At 64.3% G+C, this 25,883-nt stretch carries 18 protein-coding genes and 4 pseudogenes; 11 read left to right on the top strand and 11 right to left on the bottom strand.

What is annotated here, in order from left to right:
• Window positions 1-21: 21 nt before the first annotated feature.
• From K7C20_RS07685 to K7C20_RS07675, 3 genes are read right to left on the bottom strand one after another with little or no spacing between them, the layout of a single operon-like run.
• Complete coding sequence (locus K7C20_RS07685; protein ID WP_053208360.1) at window positions 22-699, bottom strand: hypothetical protein; 678 nt, start codon at window positions 697-699, stop codon at window positions 22-24.
• The gene (locus tag K7C20_RS07680; RefSeq protein ID WP_222892572.1) at window positions 699-1,046 is read right to left on the bottom strand and encodes a DUF6112 family protein; all 348 of its coding nucleotides are present in this window, start codon (window positions 1,044-1,046) and stop codon (window positions 699-701) included. Before K7C20_RS07680 ends, K7C20_RS07685 begins: the two co-directional genes overlap by 1 nt.
• 52 nt (window positions 1,047-1,098) lie before the next feature.
• A complete protein-coding gene (locus K7C20_RS07675; RefSeq protein ID WP_053208359.1) occupies window positions 1,099-2,217 on the bottom strand; it encodes a C40 family peptidase in 1,119 nt (372 codons plus the stop codon).
• 609 nt (window positions 2,218-2,826) lie between these two features.
• On the opposite strand from K7C20_RS07675, the pseudogene K7C20_RS07670 reads away from it, so the two are divergent.
• Window positions 2,827-3,574, top strand: a pseudogene (locus tag K7C20_RS07670) (DNA-methyltransferase).
• Between the two features lie 96 nt (window positions 3,575-3,670).
• Here the strand turns inward: K7C20_RS07670 and K7C20_RS07665 are convergent.
• The gene (locus K7C20_RS07665) at window positions 3,671-4,615 is read right to left on the bottom strand and encodes a DUF5655 domain-containing protein (RefSeq protein WP_245170921.1); all 945 of its coding nucleotides are present in this window, start codon (window positions 4,613-4,615) and stop codon (window positions 3,671-3,673) included.
• Between the two features lie 119 nt (window positions 4,616-4,734).
• Here K7C20_RS07665 and K7C20_RS07660 point away from each other — a divergent pair, with 119 nt between their 5' ends.
• The 9 genes and pseudogenes from K7C20_RS07660 (at window position 4,735) to K7C20_RS39420 (ending at window position 15,938) form a co-directional block, all read left to right on the top strand.
• Window positions 4,735-4,893, top strand: a complete 159-nt coding sequence (locus tag K7C20_RS07660) for a hypothetical protein (protein ID WP_160328684.1) — start codon at window positions 4,735-4,737, stop codon at window positions 4,891-4,893.
• A gap of 182 nt (window positions 4,894-5,075) precedes the next feature.
• Window positions 5,076-6,275 carry a restriction endonuclease-related protein gene (locus K7C20_RS07655; RefSeq protein WP_150127146.1) on the top strand — a complete coding sequence of 400 codons (1,200 nt, stop codon included), beginning with the start codon at window positions 5,076-5,078 and terminating at the stop codon, window positions 6,273-6,275.
• Window positions 6,275-9,634, top strand: coding sequence for a pPIWI_RE_Z domain-containing protein (locus K7C20_RS07650; protein ID WP_150127145.1), 3,360 nt, complete (start codon window positions 6,275-6,277; stop codon window positions 9,632-9,634). Before K7C20_RS07655 ends, K7C20_RS07650 begins: the two co-directional genes overlap by 1 nt.
• A 7-nt stretch (window positions 9,635-9,641) precedes the next feature.
• Window positions 9,642-12,506, top strand: a complete 2,865-nt coding sequence (locus K7C20_RS07645) for an RNaseH domain-containing protein (RefSeq protein ID WP_030078814.1) — start codon at window positions 9,642-9,644, stop codon at window positions 12,504-12,506.
• Between the two features lie 88 nt (window positions 12,507-12,594).
• Window positions 12,595-12,771, top strand: a pseudogene (locus K7C20_RS38100) (XRE family transcriptional regulator); the annotation flags it as partial.
• Window positions 12,767-13,044: pseudogene (locus tag K7C20_RS07640) on the top strand (NUDIX hydrolase); the annotation flags it as partial. The pseudogenes K7C20_RS38100 and K7C20_RS07640, both read left to right, overlap by 5 nt.
• Window positions 13,045-13,551: 507 nt before the next feature.
• Entirely contained in the window at window positions 13,552-15,261 is a 1,710-nt protein-coding gene (locus tag K7C20_RS07635; protein WP_078952777.1) for a GmrSD restriction endonuclease domain-containing protein, read from the top strand.
• Window positions 15,262-15,275: 14 nt separating this feature from the next.
• A complete protein-coding gene (locus K7C20_RS39425) occupies window positions 15,276-15,560 on the top strand; it encodes a UPF0758 domain-containing protein (RefSeq protein WP_052414280.1) in 285 nt (94 codons plus the stop codon).
• 183 nt (window positions 15,561-15,743) lie between these two features.
• A complete protein-coding gene (locus K7C20_RS39420) occupies window positions 15,744-15,938 on the top strand; it encodes a JAB domain-containing protein (RefSeq protein WP_209443836.1) in 195 nt (64 codons plus the stop codon).
• Between the two features lie 9 nt (window positions 15,939-15,947).
• Here K7C20_RS39420 and K7C20_RS07625 read toward each other — a convergent pair whose 3' ends face one another.
• The 6 genes and pseudogenes from K7C20_RS07625 to K7C20_RS07600 form a co-directional block, all read right to left on the bottom strand.
• Complete coding sequence (locus tag K7C20_RS07625; RefSeq protein ID WP_150127144.1) at window positions 15,948-17,096, bottom strand: restriction endonuclease subunit S; 1,149 nt, start codon at window positions 17,094-17,096, stop codon at window positions 15,948-15,950.
• The gene (locus K7C20_RS07620; RefSeq protein WP_030078817.1) at window positions 17,093-18,595 is read right to left on the bottom strand and encodes a class I SAM-dependent DNA methyltransferase; all 1,503 of its coding nucleotides are present in this window, start codon (window positions 18,593-18,595) and stop codon (window positions 17,093-17,095) included. Before K7C20_RS07620 ends, K7C20_RS07625 begins: the two co-directional genes overlap by 4 nt.
• Before the next feature lie 159 nt (window positions 18,596-18,754).
• A complete protein-coding gene (locus K7C20_RS07615; protein WP_030078818.1) occupies window positions 18,755-19,354 on the bottom strand; it encodes a type IV toxin-antitoxin system AbiEi family antitoxin domain-containing protein in 600 nt (199 codons plus the stop codon).
• Between the two features lie 85 nt (window positions 19,355-19,439).
• Window positions 19,440-21,938 (bottom strand): EcoAI/FtnUII family type I restriction enzme subunit R, encoded by a 2,499-nt coding sequence (hsdR, locus tag K7C20_RS07610; RefSeq protein WP_078952776.1) that lies wholly within the window; start codon window positions 21,936-21,938, stop codon window positions 19,440-19,442.
• Between the two features lie 87 nt (window positions 21,939-22,025).
• Window positions 22,026-23,262: pseudogene (locus K7C20_RS07605) on the bottom strand (IS701 family transposase).
• A gap of 163 nt (window positions 23,263-23,425) precedes the next feature.
• Window positions 23,426-23,797 (bottom strand): VOC family protein, encoded by a 372-nt coding sequence (locus K7C20_RS07600; RefSeq protein WP_030078820.1) that lies wholly within the window; start codon window positions 23,795-23,797, stop codon window positions 23,426-23,428.
• Between the two features lie 564 nt (window positions 23,798-24,361).
• Between K7C20_RS07600 and K7C20_RS07595 the strand changes: the two genes are divergently transcribed.
• Window positions 24,362-24,547 carry a helix-turn-helix domain-containing protein gene (locus K7C20_RS07595; protein ID WP_052414281.1) on the top strand — a complete coding sequence of 62 codons (186 nt, stop codon included), beginning with the start codon at window positions 24,362-24,364 and terminating at the stop codon, window positions 24,545-24,547.
• A 173-nt stretch (window positions 24,548-24,720) separates the two neighbouring features.
• Here K7C20_RS07595 and K7C20_RS07590 read toward each other — a convergent pair whose 3' ends face one another.
• Window positions 24,721-25,848, bottom strand: a complete 1,128-nt coding sequence (locus K7C20_RS07590) for a tyrosine-type recombinase/integrase (RefSeq protein WP_030078821.1) — start codon at window positions 25,846-25,848, stop codon at window positions 24,721-24,723.
• Window positions 25,849-25,883: the final 35 nt, after the last annotated feature.

The raw sequence follows: 25,883 nt of genomic DNA, 5'->3' as shown, positions 1-25,883 counted from the left end.
GCATCTCCTTTCGCGGGGCGATCACGGGGCGACGCTCGGCAGGACTCCGGCCAGGGCGCAGTGCTGGTGCGGCCGGCACTGGACGGCGAGCGTGGTGGAGCGCGCCTCGGCTCCGGCTCCGGAGCCCTTCCAGGCAATGGACTGCTTGCCGGTGACCGTGACGGCGTAGATATAGGCGTCGGTGATCGCGCCCGGGTCAGCAGCCAGAGCCGACTTGAACGCCTGGGGGAAGTGGCCTTCGCCGACGGTGGCGCTCGCGTGCTGGTGGTTGTCCCGCATCCGCGCCCACAGCACCGCACTGGGCACCTGGCCAGTGATCGACTTCCAGTCGGCGTACTTCTTCTCGTCCGTCATCCACCGCTTGAGGTCCGCGAGGTGCTTTTCCTGCGAGGAGGAGCGAGTGTCATACGTCCACAGTGCCTTCGTGGCCGCCTTGGCGAACGTGATCGGATCGCTCGTGCTCGGCGGCGCAACCGACTCGCCCCCGTCGGAAGGCGCCTGCGGGGATGGCGATGCCGGGCTGGGCGCCGCGGATGCAGAGCCCTTGGCCGCGGCCGTGCTCTCTTGACGCGTCAGAAACGCGAGCAGGCCAGCGATCGCCGTGAGTATGGCGAGGAGAATGGCACCGATCAGAACTCGGCGAAGTGGCGAGCCGGTACGGCTGCCTCCGTCCACATCGGAGAAGCGTTCTTTCCGCATCAGTGGACCTGCGTCCCCATGGCGCTGAAGAACGCGACGATGCCGTTCGCGGCGCCGAGCAGCAGCGCGCAGCCAGCTGCAACGACCGTGCCCTTCTTACCGTTTGCCTCCGCCTGGTGGCCACCGCTGTGGTGGCCCCAGGCCCAGACGACTGCGGAGATGACCAGGGCCCCAACCGCGGCAATGATGCCGAACAGGTTGATGCTGCCCATCACGTTCTTGAGGACGTTGATGCCGGGCAGGCCGCCGCTTTTCGGCGTCACGCCCGGGTTGTAGGCGAGGTATTGGACGTGCTGGATGAGCTTCAATTTCAAACTCCAGTGCTTTTTGGGCGCGCAGAAGCCCATGGGCGCGAAGGCCCGTGGAAGAGGCGGAGCGAGGGGAAGGGGGAGGGGCCGGTCAGACGACTCGGCGGGCGGCGAGGATGTCCGGCCGCCATTCAGCGAGGGTCGAAATCTTGACCACATCGCCAGTCTTGGGCGCCTGCAAGATCAGCCCTTCGCCAATGAACATTCCGACGTGTTCCGGCACAGCGGCCGTACCGCGGGTGAAGAGCAGATCACCCGGCTTGAGGGCGTCGACGCTGACGGCCTCTCCTTCTTTGACCTGGGTGTATGTGGTCCGGGAGATGGAGATGCCGCCCGCCTTGTAGGACGCCTGCATCAGGGACGAGCAGTCGCACCGGTCCATCGGGTCCTGACCGCGCGGATGCGTGCAGTGCCCGCCCCACTGATAGGGCGTGCCAAGCTGACCCAAGCCCCAACGGATCGCCTTCCGGACCGCCTTGGGGGCATCGGCCGGAATCTTGTAACCCTTGGGGACGGACCCGGCAGGGATCGGGCTGAATTCGCTCCCGTTGCCTCCGGTGCCGCACCCGCCGACCGGAGCCTCCTGCTTGGTGTCCTTGCCGGACCCACCCTCTTTGGGGAGGTCCTTGGCGATAGCCTTCTGGAGCGCCGCGGCCAGCGGTTCCCACTTGGCATAGGCATCTGGGAACCCGCTCGCTTGGACCGCCTGCGCCGCCTGGGCGACGGTCATCGACTCCCAGCCCGAGACCTTGAGCAACCCCTCGTAGAACTTCGTCGAGGCGTGCACCGGATCTCGGACCTGCGCGGCGGTGCCCCATCCCTGGCTGGGTCGTTGCTGGAACAGACCGAGGGAATCCAGGTCGCCGTAGTCCAAGTTCCGTAGTCCCGACTCCTGTAGAGCTGTCGCCAGCGCGACGATCTGTCCGCGCGCCGGTACCTTCATCGCGAAGCCGGTGGCCTGGATCGTCTTGGCGTTCGAGATCTGTTCCTTGGGGTCGTCCAGGCCTGGAACGGACACCGCCCCATTGCCGTCGCCCTTGAGGATCGATTCCACCTGCTTGGCGACCGCCGCGGTGTCCACAGTCTGCGCATCGCCATCGGCGCAGGCCGCCTGCGCATTGCTCGCACCCGTCACCGCGATGGCAACGGGCGGGATCAACAGCAGCGGGCTGAGCGCCACAGCTCCGGCTATGACGGCGACCTTCTTCATTGCCACGCCCCGACCGCCGTACGGCGTATCCGGGAGACCGGTGCGGGAGATGGGCGTGCCTGGGCATGCTGCATAAGCAGCTCCTTACTCGTAGGCAGCGTGGTGCCGGCGTTCTCGTCAAAAAGGCCACCGGCACCACGCCGGCTAAACATCCGTAATCCCTGAGGGGAGGGACCGCGCTTACGGAGCTGCCAACTCACAAGCGCCAGTTCCTTATCGAAATGCGGCAGCCAGCCGCGCTCGTAATCTGAGTCGCCACAAGCGGATTCCCTCTTCTCCACATGAGCCATGCCAGCGGTGCTGGACGTGTTGTCCTGGATCGGACATCACGCATCAGCACAGCTCAACAGGCCGGGATCAGGCCCGGTCCTGCGAACATGGCGAGACTGTAGAGATGGAATCCGGCCGTACCAAATGAACCGCGATCATGAAATGAGCGACCACTGTCGCCTCATTGGGTGTGGCCGGAAAGAGTGCTTAACCTCCAGTGCTGTACCCGCCCGAGGTAGCTGCGTACGCAACTGCCTCAAGTCCCCCCCCCGACGCGCGCGCATATCCTGTTCTGTGGATACGTGCGCGTGCTGCCTTCTGGATAGAGAGATTCACGTAATGCCGTACACCTTGCACCGAGGTGATGCGCTCACCGTCCTCAAGTCCTTCCCGGACGAGAGCGTCGACAGCGTCATCACCGACCCGCCGTACAACTCCGGGGGGGCGCACGAGCTCCGACCGCACCGCCCGCACCGCACGGGCGAAGTACACCAGCGGCGACGCCCGGCACGACTTGGCCAACTTCCCCGGCGAGAACCGCGACCAGCGCTCCTACCGCAGCTGGCTCACCGAACTGCTCACCGAGGCCTACCGCGCGAGCCGCGAACACGCCGTCGTCATGGTCTTTTCGGACTGGAGGCAGGAACCGACTACCTCGGATGCCCTCCAGATGGCCGGCTGGACCTGGTCCGGAACCATCCCGTGGATCAAGCCCGCCTCACGCCCCCGCAAGGGCGGACCGAAGCAGGACTCCGAGTTCATCCTCTGGGGCGTCAAGGGCTCACTCGACAAGACCCGGGACCTCTACCTGCCCGGCCACTTCATCGCCTCCCAGCCCCGCAAGGACCGTGTCCACATCACCCAGAAGCCCGTCGAGGTCATGCAGCAGCTCGTCCAGGTCTGCCCGCCCGGCGGCACCGTACTCGACCCGTTCACGGGCTCCGGCTCCACCGGGGTTGCCGCGTTGAAGGAGGGGCGCAACTTCGTTGGCGTCGAACTCTCCGAGCACTACGCCGGCATCGCCGAGGAGCGCCTCCGAGGCGTCCTGACCCAGGACGACTTCGAACTCGCAGGGCCCGAAGAGTGAGAGCGAAGCGCGCCGGCAGTCCGGCCCGGAAATGCAGAGGGGGGCGGGTGCGTCATCGGACCCCCATGACGCACCCCCCCTTGGTCTTCCGACGAGTCAGCCTGCATCGACGCTTTGCCGGATGAGGTCACCGGCCCGCGCGAGATCCTCGTGTGATCTGATCCGCAGCTCGACGCCGTCTCGGATGCCCAGGCACCCCAGCCCACGGACGTCCCGGGAGAAACCCTCGTGCAACTCCACTATGTCCGGGTCCAACTTCAAGTTGACCACCAGCATCCGGTTCCGCGGTTGGACGCGGACCGTGGCGACGTTCTTGATCCGCCGGTACGCGATGTAGTGCAACTGCGTCTCTTTCTGCACATCGCCATGCGACAGCAGCACTTCGTCGAGATCTGCGAACAGTTCCTGAAGATCCCGCGGCGACTCATCCAGGTACTGCTGAACCGACTTCGGCGAGCCCGTACCCGTGGCGCGCGACTCGCTGGGTGCCTTTCCCCGAGCCGGAGACGAGGAGCCGGAGACAGAAGCCACGAGCTGCAGGGTCAGCACGTCATCGAAGACCCGGTAGCTCACCAAGTCCATACGGCGGCCGATCACCTCGATGGCCTTTGGATCGTGATCGGTGAAGTCCCCCGCGATGCAGACGAGCCGGGGATTGCTCCAGTCGATCGTCTCTGCATGCTCGGTGCCGAGCTTCTCCTTTACGAGGCTCTCGAACTCGTGCTGATGATCAAGGAGCCACGACAGGTATGAGAGCGCTTGACTGATGACGTTCTGATCGCGGGAGCGCTTGTACTCCACGATGACCGGAGTCCCGTTCTCATCCAGCCCGAGCGAATCGATCCGGCCCCGATGCCGACCTGTCGCGTACTCGGTGGCTAGGAATCGGATGCCGAGCATCGCCTCCATGTTGGCCTCGATCAGCGTCTGCAGCTGCCGCTCCAGAGCCACGGACGAGCCCGGGATCTCCCTGACCTGTCCGTCGACCACCCGGAACGCCTTCAGATCTCCCACTTCGTTCGCCCCCGCTATCTGTGCCAACTCCTGCGAACGAACAATCGAGGAACGAAGCCGGTTATTCCACTTCCCTCCGAAACGGCTGACACAGGGGCGGAAGTTTGCTGGACCGAGCGGGGACCGTTCGGTTCGAATTCGGCAGGTTGTTTCTGCCTGAGTATCTGGGAGAGCGGACGGGCGGCACGCATGTCGTGATCAAGGAAGGGCGGCACGACAGCGGTGCGCTCGGTGCCGGTCAGCTGAACAAGGTGTTGGTCAGGAGCGACCGTCAGTCGGAGCCGGAGGCGTCCTGGCCTGCCTGAGCTGAGCGATCCACAACCACTTGCGGCGCCTGGATCTTGGCATCTGCCAGCGGGCCGGAGAAGACAGTACGGCGGGCTCTGCGAGCGACCGGTCTCAAGGCGTGCTCAGCGCGCACAAAACGGGAGGGTGGTTACTTTGCGCTATATTCCCTCACTGAGAGTTCTCGTCGAGGGTATGGTGCATGCTCAGCCGAAATGTAGTGCCAGGTGAGTCCGCGCGTCTGGCGCGCTTGAGTAAGGTGTCGCCCGACCTGTCGGACGACTACATGACCCTCCAGCTGCTCGCCGCGGGGCTGGCACGGATCCAGCTGACCCAACAAGGTGCTTTGTGGAGCACGCCGTCCCCGGTTTCAGATCCTCTCGGCCTCCCGGCCGCCTGGAACGCGGGCGTGACTCGACTGTGGTGGAGAGCGCTGGAGCGAGGGCAGAGTGAGCTGATCAGCCACCTGGATGTCTTTCGCTGGTGCCGTCTCCCGCTTGGTGAATGGCCGCTCCCACTGCAGATCACCACCAGTGACGTTGACCTGCTGCTCGTCGAGGACGGACGTCCCTCGGCCTTCGCTGATCAAGCAGCCCGCCTGGTTCTGGCGAAGGACCCCGAGGCGGAACTCGTGGAGAATCGCTGCTACGAGTTGTTGATCACGACCGCTGAGCGGAACGCCTCGCGAGAGGAAGAAGTGCAGCAGAACTACGTGTATCTGCGCGGCTTCTTGATCGCCAACCCGCTCGCCACTGACCTGCAGTTGCACGAACTGATTCGCCGTTTCCGGGCCAAGGACAGCAATGGGCAGCCGTGGGTAAAGCAATGGTTTCTGCAGGCCTACCAATCCAGACCGTCTGCTGGCGCGGTGAGGATGAAGGTGTGTGGTGGGTGCGGCAACCCTCTTGCCCGCTATCGGCCGCCTTGCGGAACTCCCGGGTGTGTCGGGCAGCCAGCTATGCGAACGCTGGAGACGATGTCGGAGTACTACGTGCAGCGGCGGGCTGTACGACGCTTCTTCCACGACCCAGGTCTTTCCGAGCAGCGCATTCTTGACGCGGTGATGCCGGTGCTGGGGAATCGGCTGCATGCGTGGTGGGGCATGGACGCTGTTGACGCGGCTATCGACTTCGACGGCACGGGGCGGATGGGGGCCGGCGAGTGGTGGGCAGCAGATGTCAAGGATCACGCCAGCGCGGCGCTGCTGGGCCGGTCTTTTCGTTGGGATCCGCGGGCTGATGCCCGGCGCCGGTTTCTGGTTCTTGCCCAGCACCGGTTCGAACGTCCTGGGTACGTCGACGATCTGGTCCGTGAGATGGAGGGCCGGGTGCGGGGTGTGGAGGTCGTCAGCGAAGCGTCGTTCATCGAGTCAGTGTGTGCGCGGGCGCGGGAGCACGGCTGATGGCGCGGGAAGTCTCGGCGTGGAGTGACCACCTGGTGGCTGAGGCCAAAGCCACTGGTGCTGATGCACTGATGCAGCCCCTGGCAGTGGGCGAGTTCTTCCGTTTGGAGCTGGGGCTGTTCTTCCTGATGCGGCACATGCCCGGCCAGTCGGCCACCGTGCTGCGCAAGGTGCTCGATGGGTACCTCATCGCCGGGGAGGAAACGGAGCCTCTGGTCCGGAACCTGCGTCGCCGGATGGGGCCGACGGCACGTAGTGGCCAGTGGCGGATTCGGCTGAATGAATACTGCAAGCTGCCGGCGCACCTGCGGATGTTCGAGCTGGAGAGCCCCTCGGGCCGGCGGGTGGTGTCGGGAAGCGTCTTCCTGCCGCGGGGCAGCGCCCTGCTTCCGGGGCGCGAGGATGCCTACCGTGCGGCGCTACGCGATCCCGTGGAGTACGAGCTGCGGACCGTACGTGAGCCTGCGTCGCCGGGGGCAGCGCTGTGGTTCAGGCGCCGTGACAACAGCACTGCGACACTGCGCGTGCCGGATTGGGTCGACACGCTGCGTGAACCTGCTCGGCTCCACCCACGATCGCAGCGTGCACGTGCGCCATTCCCGGACGTGACCGAGGACGATGCGCGGCAAGCGGCCAAGGAGATGGACCTCTTGCTGCGTGATGATCCGCGCTACTGCCGGGAGGACTTCTCCGGACGCCTGGAGAACATGGTCTTCGCCCAAGTCGACCGCGAAGCCGGGCAGCTGAGAGAGGGGCTCGGAGTCTTCAGCATCGACGGCGTTGCGCACGTTGTGGGTCTGATGAACGCAGGAAAGACCACTTTCAACGACATCCTCGTGAAGATCGCGGTCGACCGAGGCCTGAAGGTGGGCTATCTCGTGTCCTCCGTGGGGAACGCGCTGGCCAAAGTGCGCTTCTTCAAGGCGCTGGGTATCCGCGCGGTGCCATTGATCGGCCGCTCCACCCGCGCCGAGCACGTGGCGCGGTACTGGGACGACCTTCTGTACGCCACCAACCAAGGCCAGGTGGCAGACCTTCCATCGGAGGCAGACGCAGCAGCTGAGTTCACCACCGACCTGTGTCCGTTGGAGACACTGCTGGATCCTTCCGGCCCGGTGGCGGAGCCATTGGCTGGAGATGAGCGCCCGTGCAGGGACACGCTGCATGTGACTGGTGCGAAGAAGAACGCGAAGCTGGTCGACTGCCCATTGCTGTCGGTATGCCCCGCCCAGACCGCCTCGCGGGGGATTCCGGACGCACAGGTGTGGGTGGCTACGCCTGCAGCGCTGCTTGCAGGTGGGGCTGAGCCTGCCACGTACACCGCTCGGTGGATCACTGCCGCCCAGCACGAACTGGACTTCCTCGTGGTGGACGAAGCCGACCAGGTCATGTCCCAGTTCGACACCAAGTTCCTCCACCACGAGCCGTTGACCCACCCGGACGGGTGGAGCAGCCGAAGCGCGGTCGCCTGGCACGACGGGCTAGCCCGCACCTGGTACCGGCCGATCGCGCACAAGCACGGCCAGCGCTACCAGCAGTACTCCACGTATCACTCCCAGGCGCTTGCAGGCTTGTTGCCCCTGCTGATGCTGCCATCCGGGGACTCAGCAGACGCGAAGGCGGCGGGCAACGAACTGCTTGCCGAGATCGTGGAGGAGGGGCCGTTCAGCGGGCATACCTTGCTGACTCAGCTGGCGCGAGTGCTCCATGGAATCGAATCGCGCAGCGAGCGCGAAGAACACTCCGCACTGTGGGAAAAGGCGGAACAATACTTCGAGGAACACTTCGCAGAGCTGACGCTCAGTCCATTCGACGCTCCTCCGAAGCATCTGGCGCCACTCATCGACACGATGACCGCCGGCTACACCGCCGAGCAGAGCGCGCAGGAAGCGGCTGAGGTCTGGCTGAACAAATATAAGCCGCCGCAAATGCCGGCCCACCTAGAGCAACGGCAGGGGGAACTGGCGCGGCTGCTGCTGGCCGGATGCTGGAGCACGCGGGTGACGACGTCGTTCTTCGAGCTGTCGGCAATGCAAGAGGCATTGCAGGCACTGATGCCGCTGGGGGAGACCGGCAGCATCCTGGCCCACCAGCCCCACCCGGAACTGCGTGCGCTAGTACCGGAATTGCCCATGGGCAACATGATGGCGCTGCAATGGACGCCCAGCCAGAAGGACAGCAGCGGATCGTTGGACGTGGTGTGGCTGCGCGGTGTCGGAAGGTGGCTGCTGTACCACCTGCACGACATGCTGGCTTGCGAGGGCGTCGAAGGCCCCAACGTCCTGCTGTCCTCCGCGACCAGCTGCAATCCTCACTCTGCTCGCTACCACATCGACATCCTTCCCTCGTTGATCCTGAGGGAGCCGCCCAAGTGCACCCAGGCCCTGCGGGAAAGCCGACTTCTCTTCCGGCCACGGCGACGTCCGGGGCATGAACGCGGTGTGTACGTCTCCGGAGCAGGGGGCCGCGAAGCCCGGCAAGAAGCCGTGCGTGTGATGACCGACGCGGTATGCACGCCGGATCCAGGCGCATCCCTGTCGTTGCTGGAGCAGGTGCGTCAAGGCGTCGATGAGGATCGCCGACAGGCACTCTTCGTCGTGCTTAGCACCCAAGACGCTGAGACCAGTGCCCACTACATGAACACCCGCACCGACGTGCGTGCCCTGCACGTGGTGCCCGATAAGCGGGCCCCTGGGCCGCAAGGACTCTCGCACCGACGCCTCGGCGACTTCCCAGCCACGGGAGCCGACGTTCTCGTCGCCCCGGAAGGCTCCGTGGGGCGGGGCCACAACATGCTCAACGACCGGGGCGTGGCGGCCGTTTGTCCCATCTTCTACCTGGCCCGTCTGCATCCTCCGGCATCCGACCTGTCCTTCCCCCTGGCGGTGCTCAACTCCCAGGCCATGACGAAGTTGCTGAATCCTTACCGGTGCGATCTGCCTGGGGCCAACCCGGCCAGGGAAGTGCGCGCCTTGGTGCACGGAGCACGCACGACTTGGGCGACGATGATGGGCCGCCCGATGACGTTCCGCACCATGACGCTCGAGTACCTGCGCCGTGCGTTCGTCGCTGACCTGCTCAGCTCGCTCTACCAGACAGGCGGACGCGGTATCCGCGGCAACGTACCCGTCCGCATCTACCTGCTGGACGCCGCCTTTGCGCCGCGCGCGGCCGACCCCCGCGAGCGGGCTCTGGACACCGAGCGCACCAGCGTACTTGTCGCTGGCCGGCAGCTGATGCGCGAGCTGCTGACCGACCCTGGCCCCCACGCCGATGCCGATAGGCGTGTGAAACACCAGATCCACACGGCGGTATGGGGGCTGCTGGGGAACTTGTTCGAGACCATGGATTGGGGATAAGCCGCCAGTGGGCAACACAGAGAAGGACACCGGGAAGAAGAAGCTTCCGCCGCCCCGGTACGGGCACATCCTCGCTCCCGGCTTCGCTGCCGCCCCGGAGGCCCACCTGACAGTAGAGGTACACAGCGCGCCCTTCCCCCAAGGGCTACTTCCGAGGCTGCAGCGAGCGTGGAAAAGCAATCCCGACGCCCGCTCCCCCTTCCTGCCCACCTATGCGCTGCGCGAACTGGTGGAGTGCGTGGAGCCCGGCGTGGTCGCCGTCGACAGCCGACTGGAAGAGGGCCCGTGGCTGCACGCCCTGCAGCAGCCCCACAATGATCTACCACTGCAACTCGCGCTGGAGACATGGATCACCACCCAGGTTGCGCCCCACCAGGACGACGTGGACTGGTTCACCCTGATCAAGGCTGCCACGCCTCTGGAGTGGAGCAGCCAGAAGGTGAACCTGCTGAGGCGCGGGCGGCGGCCCAACGGCACCGTCAGCCCCCACCGGTACGCATACGACCTGCTGGCGTCCTACCTCGCAGGGCGCTGGGTAGATCAGAAACTCACTCTGCCAGGACAGAAGGCAAAGGAGTCCGCTGTCCTCGGCCCGGTAAGCGGCCGCGGAGAGCGCGCCGTCTTCCTGTGGCCGCCGCGGGAGCTGACTGACGAGGATGCCTACGGCCTGTGGACGCACCAGACCACCTTCCGGGTGGTGACCATGCCGCACGACGATCGCCTGCTGCTACGGGTCATCCCGCATATCTCCCGCTTCGGCGGAACACCCCCCGCCTACATTCCGCGTCGCAGTTCGGACAAGCTGGCAACCGCGACTGTGCTCTTGCACATCCCGGATGGTGTCCTTCGCGATGTTGAACGTCCGCTGCTGTTGCGGGCCCCGGTTACCGTGACAGGACGCATGGGCGAGATGACCTGGCGCTGGCAGCCCGGCATCTCCCGCATCTTGCCTTCCCTGCCCACCAGCCACCTGTATCCCGACCCGAACATGGTGCGCACCGCTCCTCGCACCTACAGCGGGCTGCACCGCGCCGAGGTGCACCAGTCCGATCCGGTTGCGCTGTTGTGGCATGCCGCCGGCTATACCTATCTGCCCGAGGAGCCAGGAGATGGCGTCGCGCTGACCTCGCACCACAGCGGCAAGGACACCTCGGCTGACGAAGTGCGGGACACCAACGCTGAAGCGAGGCGACCGCGTGCACACGGCCATCCAGCTGACACCGGACTGCAGCCCATCGACCATCTGCTGCTATTCGAGCAGTTGAGTGAGCCGATGGCCGCCTGGGGGTTCAAGCCACTCGACTGCCTCGAGAAGATCTCCCAGCGCCGTGCGCCCCGCCTGAGCCCAGCAAGCCCTGACGCCGTGTACCACCTGGAACTGTGGCACGCTGCTCCGGGAACGCAGGACGCGGTGCACCTCGCCTTGACCCGTGTGCTCGGCTACACGCGCACCTCCGTACGTACCGACGGCACGGACCACGTGCACTGCTACCGCGGCGAATGCGAGATCCACCTGCGACTCCGAAATCCGGGCACCCTCACCTCTGGCCTGCCACATCCCACCATGCGTAAGTCGGATGAGCGCAGCGCATTCCGCCGACGCCAGCGGGACGAGCGGACGACCGCGCTGAAGGAGGCTTTTCCAGCAGCTGAGCAATTGACTGGTTGCCTGATCGAAATCGGCAAGCCAGTGTCCTTCGCGGCAGCACACCAGGACGATCCCAAACCACTGCTGAAGAAGGTGCTGCCGTCACTCAACCGCCACGTCCAGTGCATGCATCCTGTAACCCGAACCGCGCAAGCAGATGCGAAGCAGGAGGGCGCGAAGCCCTTTGAAGGCACGAAGGTACGGTGCGACGACATCGAGCGCGCAGTTGCCTCCGTAAAGGACATCCTCCGCTCTCTGGGTCATCTGCCCCGCCTGCCCGCGCCGAGGGGCATCGATGGCCCCTTCGAGCTGTCCACCGTGCACATCGCCCGCTCCAGAGGGGGCATCGTGCCGATGCTGCTCCGCATGCACACTGACGGCCACACCACTGCACAACTGATCGCCACCCCGGGCCATCCACGTGAAGACCCCATGCCTCTGAGTGAACTCCCCCGCGCTCTGACCGCTGGGCGCGGCCGGATCCGACAGCGCGACCGTGCACAGCTAGCCGACTTCCTTACCCAGGCTCTCGCCCTCGACTCAAGCATGAACAGGCTCTTCCTCGCCCGGACGCAGACCCTGCGTAATAAGGAAGTGTGGCCCTGGCTGCAAAACGACCACATCATCCCCGACGCCCTGTTGCTCCCCGGCACCGACTGCGCCAGCCCCATCCGCAGCGCACCCCGCACCCCGACAGATCTGCCTGGTCTGCGCATCGTGCGGCTCAACGACGATGTCGGCGAGATTCCGCTCGCCTTCGGGGTCAACATCACCGAGACAGCGCAGTCCGAGGAGGCTGCCCCCAGCAGTTGGTCCGAAGAGGGTCAGGGGGCCGTCCTCCCCGAGGGGGCCGAGGAGGGCTGCCCGACCGCGAACGGCGATGACCCGACGGCAACTAACCCGCTGCCATACGAATGGGGTCGGTACTCCGGCGTCGTTCCCTGGAATGAACACACATACCTGGCAATCAACCCCCGGCCCGACACCCACCAACTACCCAAGGGCGTGTCGAAGTACAACGGAGCCGAGAGGAACGCCACCCGGCACGGCGCAAATCCCACGTCGCTGGAGATCCACATGTCCTTCCTGCAGCCCACGGACAAGGCGGCGGACCTGGCTTCGTATGTGAATAACCTTCGCCGTTGTCATCTGCACACCACGACCCCCACCCGCTTGCCGCTGCTGTTGCACATCGCGCGCCTCATGGAGGAATACATCGACTGAAACGGGAAGTGGTCGATCGCTGGACGGTCACAAGCCGACAAGGGCGTCAACCCCGCGGGGGCAACGTGGCTGCCTGGATCTGGTGTGCCACCTGCTGGTCAACCCGCACGTCCGGGGTCAGCCGGCAAGCGCCAATCCACTCCTTCGCCTCAAGAAGGCTGACACCCAGGGTGGTTCGACGACTACGCTCAAAGTTTCGAAGCATTCTGGGCCGGGCGCACGGCCCTGGACCCCCGACAAGGAGGGCATCGCCGCACACGGGTAGGACTGAGTACTACAACGATCCCACCGCCCGGAGGCGAACACCCTCATCCCCGCCAGCAGTCTGCTCGTCGTCGACGACGGCGCGATTTTGCTTCAGCGCCGTCGTGATACGGGCCAGTGGGCCCTGCCTGGAAGCGCCCAGGACATCGGGGAGACCGCGGCACAGCGAGGGGTGCGCGTGCAGCCGGCCGAACTGGACCAATACGACATCCACCCCAGCATGCGCCAGCAGATCGGCGACTACCTCGCCGGTACATACCCCTACCTCGGCTGAACCGTCAACGCCGCATACACCCGCTTCACAGCGGCGAAGATCTCCGGCGACGTGCGACCCCTACGGAAGGCGTCCACTGCCTAGGAAGCACAACACTGAGATCTGCTTCGCCCACGCACATCGCCCAGTCAACCATCGACCTGTCCATGGCTTGCTGTGTGCCCAAGTGAAGCGCACCTATCACCGCGAGGACAGCTACGTTCGATCTCTATCGTCGGCTGTCCGGAGCGCTCCGCCCGCCGTGGTGTTGTGCGCAGCGAGTGCCTCGGGTTGGCGTACCGCGATGAGACCGTTCTGGCCAGTGGGTGTGGCGGCGGACCGGGAAGGGGGAGGAGCTGGCGCAGCGAAGTCGAAGCTCCAGTGCCCGCAAGGCCACCGCTGCGTCACCAAAACCATGCATTGAGGGAAGGACCAACGCAGCGGTGGTACAAGGTCTCACTGAATTGTCAGTGGCGGCTACTACGATCGTTTCTGAAGCTGTCGGAGCGGGGCGATCAGGGGGCTGGCATGGGAAGTTCGCAGGTTGTAGAGGCACGAGTCCGGGCTCCAGAGCCGACGATCGCACCGATCGCCTCGCTGGCACAGCGGGTTCTGTCAGGAGACGTCGTGCTGCCGAAGTTCCAGCGTGGGTTTGTTTGGACTCCGGAACAGGTGCTGTACCTGCTCGACTCGGTGCGCCGTAACTATCCCGTCGGAAGTCTGCTGATGTGGCGCACCACAGCGAACCTTGCCAGCGGGCACGAAATCGCCGGCTTGAACACTGTGCCACAGCACGAGGGCGCTCCCGTGCACTACGTACTCGACGGGCAGCAGCGTCTCGCCAGCCTGGTTGGTGCGCTGCATGGCTCCGGGCCGCTGTGGGACATCGCATATGACTTGGAGAAGGAGGAGTTCCTGCACCTCTCGGAGGCCACTCCTGCAGGCCCGCACATCATGCCGATCCGACACGTCAACTCCGTCGGAGCGATGCTCGCTTGGGTCAGGAAGCACTCTCCAGATCTGCGGTTGCAGAGCAGGGCAGAGGCGTTGAGCAACCAGTTCAACCACTACCAGGTCCCCGTAGTGACTCTGCTGGATGTGTCGGAGGAGGATTCGGCCCGCATCTTCGAGCGCATTAACAGCACGGGGACGACGATGGACATCGTGGACCTGGTGCGTGCAGGGACTTGGGCGCGGGACTTCGACCTGAAGGAAGAGATCGAGCAGCTTCTCCAGGTTCTGGACGCCAAGAAGTATGGGCGGGTCGATGCAAAGACCATGTTGCGAACAATTTCTGCCGCCTCCGGACTCGGATTCTCAACCAAGGACATCCACCGGTTGCGTCAGCTTGACGCTCAGTGCCTGCGTGAGGCCGTCTCCGAGGCGGGCAAGGCTGCTGAGCGGGCGGTTGACTTTCTATACACCCAGATCCGCACGCCCAAGGCGGAGGCGCTGCCGTACTACAACCAGTTCGCTGTCCTGGTCGAGGTGTTCCGTCAGCTGCCGAAGCCGACGACGGCCCAGTACGACGCAGTGGCACGATGGTTTTGGCTGACGGCCAGCGGCGAGTACTTCAAGGGCTGGCGCGAGTCCCAGATGGGCCCCGACCTCCAGGCAGTTACGGCCTTTGCGGAAGGCCGGACGCAGGAGATCGAGACGGGCGCAGCGCTGCCCCGTAGCGTCCTGTGGCAGCGGTCCCCGTTTTCCCGGCAGTCCGCCCCGAGCAAGCTCCTCGTGCTTCTGCTCTCGTACGAGGACCCCATTGACCTCAACACCGGGCGACGCATCGACGTCGGAAAGGCACTGTCGTGGCAGAACGACAAGCAGTTCCACCATTTCTTCCCTCGGGCCTGGCTGCGGAATCAGGGCGTGAGCGCGGCGCGGGCGAATGCCTGCGGGAACCTGATCATGCTCACCGCACTGAGCAACAACTGGATCTCCGACCGGGCTCCATCTCGATATCTGAAGGACCTGGCGGAGCTGAACGGCGAGGACGCACTGCGCGCCCGCCTGCGGTCCTGCCTGGTGGAGGAGGATGCCTACCAGGCTGCCTTGCGCGATGATTACGACGCGTTTCTTCGGGCCCGGTCAGAAGCACTGCATCGGCGGCTGAAGGGCCTGATCGGTTCGGCCGCCGAGGGGAGCGGCATCGGCCAGGCCGAAGGTGTGACGTTGGAGGAGCTTGTCATGGACTCGGCCCCGGATGATGGCCCGGTGGACCGGGACTCCGTTGACTGAGAGGCGTCGACCGGATGCCCATGCGCGATGTCCCCGAAGGAGACCGACCCCGGGAGCGCCTCCTCACTTGTGGAGCGGAGGCACTGTCTGATCGCGAGCTGCTCGCACTGCTCTTGGGGGCGGGAGTAGCCGGCCAAGACGTGGTGGAGCTGGCCCGGCGTCTGATTGCCCATCATGGCGGGCTATACGAGTTGTCGCGCATGCCCGCACATGAGGTGGCTGTGGGCCTCGCCGGAGTCGGCCCCGCGAAGGCCGCGAGGATCTCAGCCGCGTTTCAGCTGGGGTGGCGGGTTGCCTAGCTGGGATCACAGGTTCGGCAACGGGAACGAGGATCCGGTGATCTGGCAGTGGTCGCCGCACCGCTTTTTTCGAGGGCTTCGCCATGAGCGGGTGGTCGTGGTCGCCTGTGACGGGGCGGGCGCTGTCCTGCGTACGGCCGTCCTCACCGAGGGCGTGTGTGACCGAAGCCTGATCCGGACGTTCTGGCTCTGGTCCTCGCGGTACGGGGAACATCCTTCGGTGTGGCCCACAACCACCCCACGGGCCGCGCCGATCCGAGCTCGGCCGACCGCCTCGCCACTGCCCGCCTCGTGGCGGGCGCAGAGACGGTCGGCCTCCGGTTCTTAGATTACGTAGTGGTCACGGACAGCGGGTGGCGCCGGCTATCCCCCGACTGACGCCGAGGGCTACAGCTGCCCGGAGAAGGCGGCATTAAGAAAAGCAGGGCGCAGAGAGGTCAGCAATTCAGCACGATGCTGCTGAAGTTCGTCAAGCCGTCGGGCGTTCTCTTCGAGGCCCTGAACATCGGCGATAGCGCGCTCATGATGCTCGGCCGGAATAAAGGGAATATCCATGGCCAGGAGGAGGCCGGACCGGAGCCGAGGGAGCTGCAAATTGTGGGTCGCGTCGATCACCTTGTTCAAAGTGGACTTACTCCGCAGACACGCTGCGATAAGCTCCGCAGGCATCTGGCCGTTGGGGCGTAGAACGTACTGTTCCACGCTGCAGAGCCCATGCTGGTCTGCGTGCCACACTTTGTTCAAGTACGGCCGCAGGTACCCGTAGAGTACGTCACCGGGCGCAAACCGGAACTTCCGTCCTTTCTCGTCGCCGAGAGGACGCGAGCCAATCCGTCGGCCGAAGTGAGGGCTAATGTGCTCCAGCCCGACGAACTCCTTGGCGTGCCCATGGTCCTGCCCTGGGTGGACGGTGTCGTTGACCAGGGAGCACACCTGGTCGACCCTGGTGGTGCCCTCTGCCCACCGAGCCAGGACTCTGTCCAGGCCGGAGATGGCTAGTTGCCGTGCATGTTCTTGTGAAGGCATGACGCCAGCTGTGTAATTGACTTTTCCCATGAACGCGTCGAGTTTATCGGCAACGCGGCGCTGTTCCGCAAAATCAGGCAGTGGAACCTTTGCGTTCTCGAGGTTCCTCGGTGAAACGGTTTGGTTTCGGGTTACGGTACCCGTTGACACCGACTTGATTAGTGCCCGACCGTCAGCGCTTTGAAAATAATAGTTCAGATATCGCAGGTCCACATCACCTACCGCCTGATAACTGAGGAATCGAGAAGACCCTACGAACCCCTGCTCACTAGTGCCTGAGATGGCGATTGCCCCTTCCCAGGCCATGATATTGCTGACGATGAGGCGGCCCGGGTGTACCTCGAAGTACTTGAGCTTGCTCAGCTCGCTACCCAAGCACGGGTCTCTGTGGAAGATGCCATTCCCGAATGATCTAATGCCGATCTGGGAGTACTCCGCATCGGGATCCACATCAACTGCGATCCGTTCCAGTTGGAGTACTTCGCCAAGCCGCACCTTCTGCAGCTTCATCGCTTTTCCTCCAGTCCCGCGCCCAGGTCTTTAAGCAGCCCGAGAATCTGCATCTCCGTCTTGATCAGCTCGTCCACCAGCTCTTCCGGTGTCCGGTGAGCCAAGTCGTCGCCGATGTGGGGGTTGGCGATGTCCAGGTTGAATCCGGAGGCGGTGACCTCCTCGGCCTGGACCTTCCACGCATACTCGCTTGGCTCACGGCCCTCGCGCTTCTCACCGCCCCACCAATCGACACACCCAGCGAACTCTTCCAGCTGCATGGGCTTCGTCTTGGTGTAGCTGCGGCGGCCGTCAGGGAGCGGCACCTCGTAAAACCAGACCTCCTTCGTCGGCCCGGTCTTCTCGAAGAAGAGGATGTTTGAAGGGATTTGCGTGTAGGGAGAGAAGACGCCCTGCGGAAGGCGGACGACGGTGTGCAAGTTGCAGTCCTGCATCAGCTTCTTCTTGATCTTCGCGCCGATGGAGTTCTCGCCGGTCGCGAACAGGCTGCCGTTGGGAAGGACGATCGCGCAGCGTCCACCTCGCTTGAGCTGGTCCAGGATCGAATACAGAAAGAGCCAGGCCGTCTCCTGCGTTTGGTATCCCGCGGGAAATGCCTTGACCACCGATGACTCTTCTTCGCCGCCGAATGGCGGGTTAGTGAGTACCACGTCCACCCGGTCTGCCGCCGTCGAGTTGCGCATTTCGAGCAGTGCATTTGCCCTGTGAACCTGGGGAGCATCGATTCCATGCAATAGCAGGTTCATGCTGCCGAGTAGATAGGGCAGGGGCTTCTTCTCGATGCCTCTGATATTCGCATGCAGCCGCTTGCGTTCGCTGTCCGTACGGACCTGGTCCTTCAAGTCCTCGTACGCCTGAACCAGGAATCCGCCTGTTCCGCTGGCTGGGTCGAGGACCGACTCACCCAGTTTGAGGAAGGATTGCTGGACCATGAACCGGTTGACTGGGCGTGGGGTGTAGAACTCGCCGGAGTCGCCAGCCGCGTCCCGCATCTCCTTGAGGATCGACTCGTAGACGAACGCCATGGTGTGGATGTCGTCGGTCGACACGAAATGGATATCGTTGACGATGTTCACCAGGTCCCGCAACAGGGTCCCGGACTGCATGCGGTTGGTGACGTCCCTGAAGATGGTCGAGATGACGTTGCGTGGATCGTCTGCGTGGTCACCGACCAGGCCGGCCAAGTGCGGAATGAGCTTCTCGTTGACGAATGTCTTCAATTCGTCACCGCTCAGGTCGGGGTCGGTAGCCCAGTCCTCCCAACGGTAGGGAGCTGCGATGGCCCGACGGTAGCCATCAGGGTCGAGAGCTTCGCCCTCCTGCTCGACGCGTTCGTCGAACGCCTTCAGGAACAGTAGCCAGGACAGCTGCGGCAGCCGGTCCAGGTCGCCATTCATCCCGGCGTCCTTGCGCATCGTGTCACGCGCGCTCTTGATCAGGGAGGCGAGGCGGGTTCGCGAGGTACCGGGGGCCGCCGGCTTCTTCTTGGTCGCTGCCATATCAGCTCAACCGGTCTTTCTTGTTAGGAGTGTTCTTGCAGTTGCAGTCATCGTGAGTTACCGCAACCCAGAAGCCGCGCACCGAGGCGACGGCAGCGCCTGTTTGAAGTCGAGCCTCTAGCGCTCGGCGCAGTGTGACGGCGTCAGGGTAGTGGCCGGTCACGAGGCCGCAGCCAGAGCCCGCTCCACGCCTAGCTCGGCGCGCGGGCCGACCTGCTGGGCGGCGTACAAGAGCTTGGGCTGTGTCACGAGCCCCTGGCTCAGCGCCTTGGCCATGGCGATATCAAGCGCGTTCTGGTCTTCCCCGACCGCAGCACATTCCACCAGGGCCCGCAGCGGGGTCGTCACTCGGTATCCCACGCGTTCTTCGACGTCTCCCGCTGTGAGTTCCGCGCGGTGCAGGATCAGCGCGTCAGTCTGCTGCCGGAAGTTCCGGGGGACGGTCATGTGGATCCGGGATGGGCTAGCTGTACCTAGGTCATGCATCGTGAGCGCTGTGGCATGGGAGACGACAGCCCGTCCCTTACTCCAAAGTGACCAGCGCACAAGCTGCTCGTCACCCTCCGCTGGGAGGTCGACGAACTCCCGGAAACGGTAGATGGCTCGGTCGACCAGGAGCCAGTTGCCGTGCTGCGTGTGGTAGCGCTGAGCCTGATACGAGTACCCAGCGTCCTTGGCTTGCGCAGCGGTGAAGTACCCGCGCTGCACGCTGGCAGTTCGCCAGAGTTTGGCGCGGGTATCCGTACGGTCTCTCAGCACGCCACTACCCTAGCAAAGGCGTAGAAAACAAAGACCACTTTAGTTTCGGTGCGCATATTCGCATAAAACTGAAGTTTTCTTGTCACTATGAGACGCTCAGCAGGCGTGACGCCAGCTCGTCGAGCGCCTCGTGCGCTGCTTTCCCTCCGCCGAACCGCTGCGTTAGTTCCACCACCCGGCCCATGTTGCTAAACGGAGGCACCTTCAGCGTCTCAGCCTTCAACTGCGGCGATCCTGACTCCGCGAACTTGAGCAGCATGCCCTCCAGCACTTCGCGCGCCTGTTCCGTGAACGATCCAAGAAAGCTCCGGTGCTCCTTGCGAAATCGGACTAGCCGCTCATCGCGGCTGACCAAGGGTAGCCCCCACGCTGCGTTGAGGAGCAGGTCGACGGGGTCAACGTCGGGGTTGCCCATCTCGGCTGGCAGCATCTCCGCGTTGATGTCGCTTTCCTTGAGGGCTTCCATCAATAGCCCGCGGCTCTTGGCCCGCGCCCACTGTGTGCGCAGCTCCCCCGGTTCGAGGCTGAGTTCCAGCACCCTGTCGTGAACCCATTGCTCGATGCTGACGAGTCGCATCGAGCGTCCGTCGTCGGCCAGTTGATACCGCCGCTCACCCCACTTGTAGACGTCTACGTCCTTAACGGTGTAACGGCGTCCTCGCGCGCGGATGCGGTCCACCTCGTCGGGGTCGGTGACGGTGTCCGCCGTGCCGTGTAGGACGTTGAGACTGCCGCCTTCTTCCTGGTTGTAGGGAGATTCAGGCTCTGCCACCGCCTCGGCGTCAGGCTCCTCCGGCTCCTCGGCCGGCGGCGTAACATCCTCGGAGTCCACGATGGTCCCCTGCTCGTCGGCGGTGTCCTCAACCACTCGCAGCGCCGGCCCGTCGAAAGCCACATCATCAAAGAGCCGGGTCGCCTCCACGAAGTCGATGATGTCGAACGATTCCTTGCCGATCTCCGGGCAAAGACGGGTGCCGCGACCAATGACCTGCTTGAACTCGGGCATGGACGCCATGCGCCGGAAGATCACAATGTTGCGTACAGCGGGCAGGTCTACGCCTGTGGAGAGTAGCTTCGACGTTACGGCGACGACTGGTTGGTTGGAGTCCTCCTTGCGGAACTCCTCCAATGCAGCCATGCCGGGATCCCCGTCGGCGTTGGTGATCCGCACGACGTAGTCGGGGAGTCTGGCTACCTCCTCTGAGGCCGCGTTGAACAGGGCGTCGCGCATCCGGCCGGCGTGGTGATTGTTCTCGCAGAAGACCAGGGTCTTGCCCTGAAGCCCGTCTTCAGCGGTAGCTCGGAGGTGGTCGAGCACGTACTGGGCTGCCACCTCCGTGCGTTCCAGGATCACCATGACCCGCTCGTAGTCTTTCGGGCCATAGACATCGTCGGGAATCACACGTCCGTAGATGTCCTTCTCGCCAGGCTTGGGGCGGTATCCCTCCATATCCACGTTCAGTCGTAGCCTGCGCACCCGGTAGGGCGAGAGGAAGCCGTCCTGGATGCCGTCCCTGAGCGAGTACGTGTAGACGGGGTTGCCGAAGTACTCGTATGTGTCGGTCTTCTTCTTGTCGTCCTTCACCGGCGTCGCGGTGAGACCGATTTGGAAGGCAGGAGAGTAGTGCTCCAGTACCTTGCGCCACCGGGAATTGCTGCTCGCGCTGCCGCGGTGGCACTCGTCGACGATGACGACATCGAAGTAGTCGGGCTCGTACTGGCGGAACAACTCCGCCTCGGCCTCACCCTGTTCCAGCGATTGGTAGAGGGCGAAGTACACTTTCCGGCCGCGCTTGGCCTCGCCGCCACCAATCTTGTGGACGTCGTCCTCTCCAAAGACTGGCAGGAAATACCGGTCCTTGGGGTCGTCGACCAGCATGTTGCGGTCCGCCAGGTAGAGGACACGCGGTTTGCGTCCTCCGAAGGCGCCAGGGGCGTTGGACAGCCGGGCTACCAGTTGGAGGGCGAGTAATGTCTTACCTGTCCCCGTGGCCAGGACAAGCAGGATGCGACGTTCGTTGCGGGCGAGCGCCGCAAGGGCCCTCGTGACAGCGACTCGCTGGTAGTAGCGTGGGCGCTTGGGCGTGTTGTCCGTATTCCGCAGCGTGTAGTCGTAAGGTGCGGAGAGCAGCTCCCCACCTGCCTTGGTGCCGAGGACCCCTTGTTCACCCAGAAAGCGGGCCCACAGCTCGTCAGGTGTGGGGAAGCGCTCCAGGTTCTTGATGGTGGGCTTCTCCCCGCCGAAGCTGATCTCGACGATCTCTGACCCGTTGGTGGCGTACGCGAACGAGAGCCCGAGCTTGCGTGCGTACCTCCGGGCTTGCTCTACTCCGTCATTGACATTGCGCCGGTACCGCTTGACCTCGACGACGGCAAGGGGGACGTCCGGTAGGTACTCCAGGACATAGTCAGCGACGAGCGCCGCACCCCGCTTGTGACGCCGACGAGTTGGTACCAGCCCGCCATTGTTGATCCGGTACTGCGAACGGATCTGCTTCTCTCCCCACTTCGAAGACGCAAGGGCGGGTAGGACGAAAGCCCTGCAGGTTTCGTCCTCGTTCATCTTGTACGCATCGCTCCCCATGCATATAGGTGTACTGCACTGGACTGACAAGCGCGGCTGATCTGCGGAATCTCTTTGGCCTAGTACTCCAGCCGTAGTTCGTGATCGTCATGCTTGAGCGGCTTGTCGTTGGTAGTGGCTGGCTTGGGCGCGGGCTTGGTGGCGGCGTCGCCAGTGGGACCAGCCGAGCCGGTGGGCCGTGTCGTGGACGGGTCGGATGACGAGGGTGATGAACAGGCGCTGGATTTCGTTGCAGGTGAGCGGTATGAGGGCGTCTGGTGCGAGGTAGCGGGCGTGTTCGTCAGCACGGACGACGGCGAGGAAGGCATGCGCGAGCATGGCCAGGGTGACCCATCGGGACCAGGACGCGTAGCGGCGGACCTGGTGCTCATCCAGTCCGGCCAGGCCCTTGCCGGACTGGAATTGTCTCTTCCACCCGCCACCTTGATCCAGCGACCCGCACCAGGGTCGTCAGGGGCACGGGCCGGGGTGAGTAGCAGCGGTAGTAGGCGAGTTCGCCGGTGGTGCGGTTGCGGCGGACCAGCAACTGTCGGCTGCCGGGGGCGGGGGCGGGCAGGTCGATGGCGGCCCAGTCGTAGATGCGGTGCCCTTTCGCCCCAGCTCCGGCAGACAGCTTCTGCCAGGCCCGCTTCGGAAGCTTCCTGACCAGGGCGTCCGCGCGGAACTTCCCGGCTTTGGTGATGACTTCGGCCGAGCAGGCCACGGCGAGCACGTAGCCGGTGGTGCGTTCCTCCAGCGCGGCCCGCAGTTTCGGGTTGCCGCCGTAGACCTCGTCGCCGGCGACCCACGGTGCGTGGTGGCCGGCGTCCAGGAACCGGGTGATCATGCGGGTGGCCAGTTCCGGCTTGGTCGCGAAAGCGGTGTCCTGGTCGAGTCCGGCATCCCGGCAGCGGTCGGGATCGGAGGTCCATGAGCGCGGGACGTACAGTTGCCGGTCCACTGCCGCGTGCCCGCGCCGGCCGGCGTAGACCTGATAGACGGCGACCTGGGCATTTTCGATGCTGCCCGCGGTGCCGGTGTACTGACGCTGGACGCCGACCGTGTGCGTGCCCTTCTTCACGTCGCCGGTCTCGTCGACCACCAGCACCGCTTGTTCGTCGTGCAGGTGTTCCACTATGTAGTCGCGCGTGTCGTCGCGTACCTGGTCGGCGTCCCGCTTTGCCCGGCCGAGCAGGTGCTGTATGCCGTCCGGGGCGGTCTCCCCGGCCCACTCGGCGATGGTCCAGCAGTTCTTGCGCGGCAGGTCCGACAGCAACCCGAGCACCAACCGCCCAGCTCGGCGCCGGGGTTCGACCCGCGCGAACCGGCCCGCTATCCGGCCCATCAGGCCCTCGAACGCCCCCTGCCAACGGGCGGGGTCTACGCTGTGACCTACGGCCACCGCATGATCTTCAGTCTTCACACACCGATGATCAACGATGGCCGCACCCGTCTCCCCGCCGGGAAGCCGGCATCGCTGGGCGAAAACGGTGCTCCAGCACTCCTCGTCAGCCCCGCAGGAGGCAGAAGGGATGGCCGGCCGGATCTGCGAAGATCCTCCAACCGCGGGTGTCGACACGGAGCAGCGTGGCACCCAAGCCGAGGACCTGCTCCTGGGCCCGGTCAAGGTCGGGGACATCGAGGTCCAGATGGAACTGCTGCGGGTACGTGCTGTCCGGCCACCGCGGCGCCCGGTGATCCTTCACTCGCTGGAAGGCAAATACCAGGCCAGAGCCCGTGTGAAGGGTCGCAAAGTCGTCGCTGACTGCCCACCTGCGATCGGGTTCGTTGAGCGCACCGCCGAGGAGCGATTGGTAGAACCGGGCGAGTTCAAGGACATCCGGACAGTCCAAAACCACGCACTGCAGCTTGCCGATCACCGGTGATCCTCCAACAGCACGGGCCCCTGGCTCTGGTGAGCCACGGCCCGACGCTCAGGAAGGCACTGCGTAGGACCGCCGAGCGCGTAGACCCTAGCCGCATCTTCCGCCCCTCGTCCGTCACATCACGATCTACAGCTGGAGTACTAGATGCCCCGCGAGACCTGGCGGTTTTGCGCGACGGAACTACTCACCTGTGAAAGGCGCCATGGCCAAGTTCGCTGAGGAGAAACGCCAGCAGCACACCGCTGCGCGAAACCGTAGTGTCCCGTGCCGGCCTCCGCTCCCGCTCGGATTGAAGGGCGGGGGCGCCGGTGGCTTGGCGGGAACGTGGCCGCGCTCGGGCAACGGACACATCGCGCAACTCTGCGCCAGCCTCCGAGGGAGAACCACAAGTCGACTCGTGGTTCTCCCTCGGAGGCTGGCAATCGGGTTTCGTGTCCGTAGAGCCTGCCCGTATAGCGGAAGAATTCGGCCCAGCCAAATCGATTGCCCTCCACAGACTGGGGATGCCCGAGCGATCTCGCTCGGTCGTGTAATTGTGCGACCTCTGGAGTGCGGCTTATGCCTGAGAAGTTCATGGACGTCAAGGAGACCGCGAAGTTCCTGAATATGTCGGTGACCTGGGTGTACAGGGATGCGCCCAACCAGGGGCTGACTCCCTATAAGTTCGGGAGTAGCCCCAACGCGAAGATCCAATACAAGATTTCGGAAGTTCAACAGTGGATCAAGCAGCAGAAGTTGGGCTAGTCGAGCTGATGGCCGTCGTACCCCTCCTGAGTCGACCGACGTGTACGACCATCCCATTCTTTATGCTTGGTGCGGCCAATCCAGGCGGTGCTGAATTCGCAGGAGACGGCGACAGGTGAGGACCAGGGGAAATAGCCCCCGCTTTCCTAGGTGGAAGCGGGGGCCTTCGCGTTTCAAGCAGCCAGACCCAAGTCCAGAATCTTGGCGGCCTTACCGATCGACCCCGGCATGAGATGTCGGTAGATCTTGAACGTGATGTCGAGGCTCTTGTGGCCCATCCACTCTGCGACGTCGGTGATCGGGATGCCGTTGGTCAGGCAGTTCGATGCGAAGAAGTGCCGGAAGCCGTAGAGGACCATCCCTTCTGGGATGTCCACCTCCCCGGCATGCTTGATCTTCTTCCACTGGTTCGAGAGGTAGTAGTGCGGGAACGTCTTGCTGGGGTCCTTCGGGTGCCGGAGCAGGTACCCGTCGACGGTGCCGTGCTTGTTGGCGTACCACTCGATGGTGTCCTTTACCCGCGCCGGAAGGGGGACGTCGCGGTAGACGCCGACCTTGCGGTGCTTGAGCCGGCCGTACTCCTTGGTGGTCTGGTTCACCTGCTCGGTGATCCGGTACACGTCGTCGGCCACGATGTTGTTGATGTTGACTGCGGCGGCCTCCCCGTTGCGCATGCCGCAGCCGCTCATGAGGTCAGTGATCAGGAGGAAGGCGTCGTCGCCGGCTGTGCGTATCCCGCGAAGCTGTGCCAGTGAGGGAATGACGGCGCGCTCCGGGTCGTACTGGGGTGGCTTGACGCCCTCCAAGGGGTTTTCGCTGAAGAGGCCCAGCCGATGGGCGTCGAGGAGGATGGCTTTGAGCTTGTCGTAGGCGTTGGACTGTGTGGCGAGGCCGGCGCGGTTTCGCTCCATCGTCTGGATGAAGCTGTCCACGACCTTGTGATCGAACGTGTTCATCCGGCGGCTGCCGAGGGCCGGGAAGAGGTGGTGCTCCAGGAGGGAGTCGAGGTGCCTGACGGAGGCCGCGGCCAGGTCGCGTTGGCCGGCCTTCCATTCGTTGGTGTACTCCTCGAAGCGCATCGCCCCGTACTTCTTGATGCGCTCGGCCTTGGTCTGGCTTTGGGGAGTGGCCTTCTTCTCGTTGTAGATCTCCGTGAGCCGGCTGATCGCCTTGTCCTGGGTGGCGAATCCGGCTTCCTGAGTCTGCCTCCCGGCAGCGTTGCGGTACCTGATCTTGTACTCGTGGGGGCACTTCGACCACTTGGACTGGGGGTGCTCGCAGTCCTTGAAGAACGTGCCCATGCCGCGGGCCAGGGTCTTGGTCGCCATGGTGGTGC

It is taken from the genome of Streptomyces decoyicus (assembly GCF_019880305.1).
Classification (GTDB): domain Bacteria; phylum Actinomycetota; class Actinomycetes; order Streptomycetales; family Streptomycetaceae; genus Streptomyces; species Streptomyces decoyicus.
Note: the sequence above shows the minus strand (reverse complement) of the source record. Positions and strands in the feature narration are given on the sequence as shown.

Coding starts and splice junctions, on each gene's coding strand:
- K7C20_RS07685 (WP_053208360.1), bottom strand. CDS start 699: ATGCGGAAAGAACGCTTCTCCGATGTGGACGGAGGCAGCCGTACCGGC.
- K7C20_RS07680 (WP_222892572.1), bottom strand. CDS start 1,046: ATGGGCTTCTGCGCGCCCAAAAAGCACTGGAGTTTGAAATTGAAGCTC.
- K7C20_RS07675 (WP_053208359.1), bottom strand. CDS start 2,217: ATGAAGAAGGTCGCCGTCATAGCCGGAGCTGTGGCGCTCAGCCCGCTG.
- K7C20_RS07655 (WP_150127146.1), top strand. CDS start 5,076: ATGCTCAGCCGAAATGTAGTGCCAGGTGAGTCCGCGCGTCTGGCGCGC.
- K7C20_RS07650 (WP_150127145.1), top strand. CDS start 6,275: ATGGCGCGGGAAGTCTCGGCGTGGAGTGACCACCTGGTGGCTGAGGCC.
- K7C20_RS07635 (WP_078952777.1), top strand. CDS start 13,552: ATGGGAAGTTCGCAGGTTGTAGAGGCACGAGTCCGGGCTCCAGAGCCG.
- K7C20_RS39425 (WP_052414280.1), top strand. CDS start 15,276: ATGCCCATGCGCGATGTCCCCGAAGGAGACCGACCCCGGGAGCGCCTC.
- K7C20_RS07625 (WP_150127144.1), bottom strand. CDS start 17,096: ATGAAGCTGCAGAAGGTGCGGCTTGGCGAAGTACTCCAACTGGAACGG.
- K7C20_RS07620 (WP_030078817.1), bottom strand. CDS start 18,595: ATGGCAGCGACCAAGAAGAAGCCGGCGGCCCCCGGTACCTCGCGAACC.
- hsdR (WP_078952776.1), bottom strand. CDS start 21,938: ATGGGGAGCGATGCGTACAAGATGAACGAGGACGAAACCTGCAGGGCT.
- K7C20_RS07595 (WP_052414281.1), top strand. CDS start 24,362: ATGCCTGAGAAGTTCATGGACGTCAAGGAGACCGCGAAGTTCCTGAAT.
- K7C20_RS07590 (WP_030078821.1), bottom strand. CDS start 25,848: ATGGGCACGTTCTTCAAGGACTGCGAGCACCCCCAGTCCAAGTGGTCG.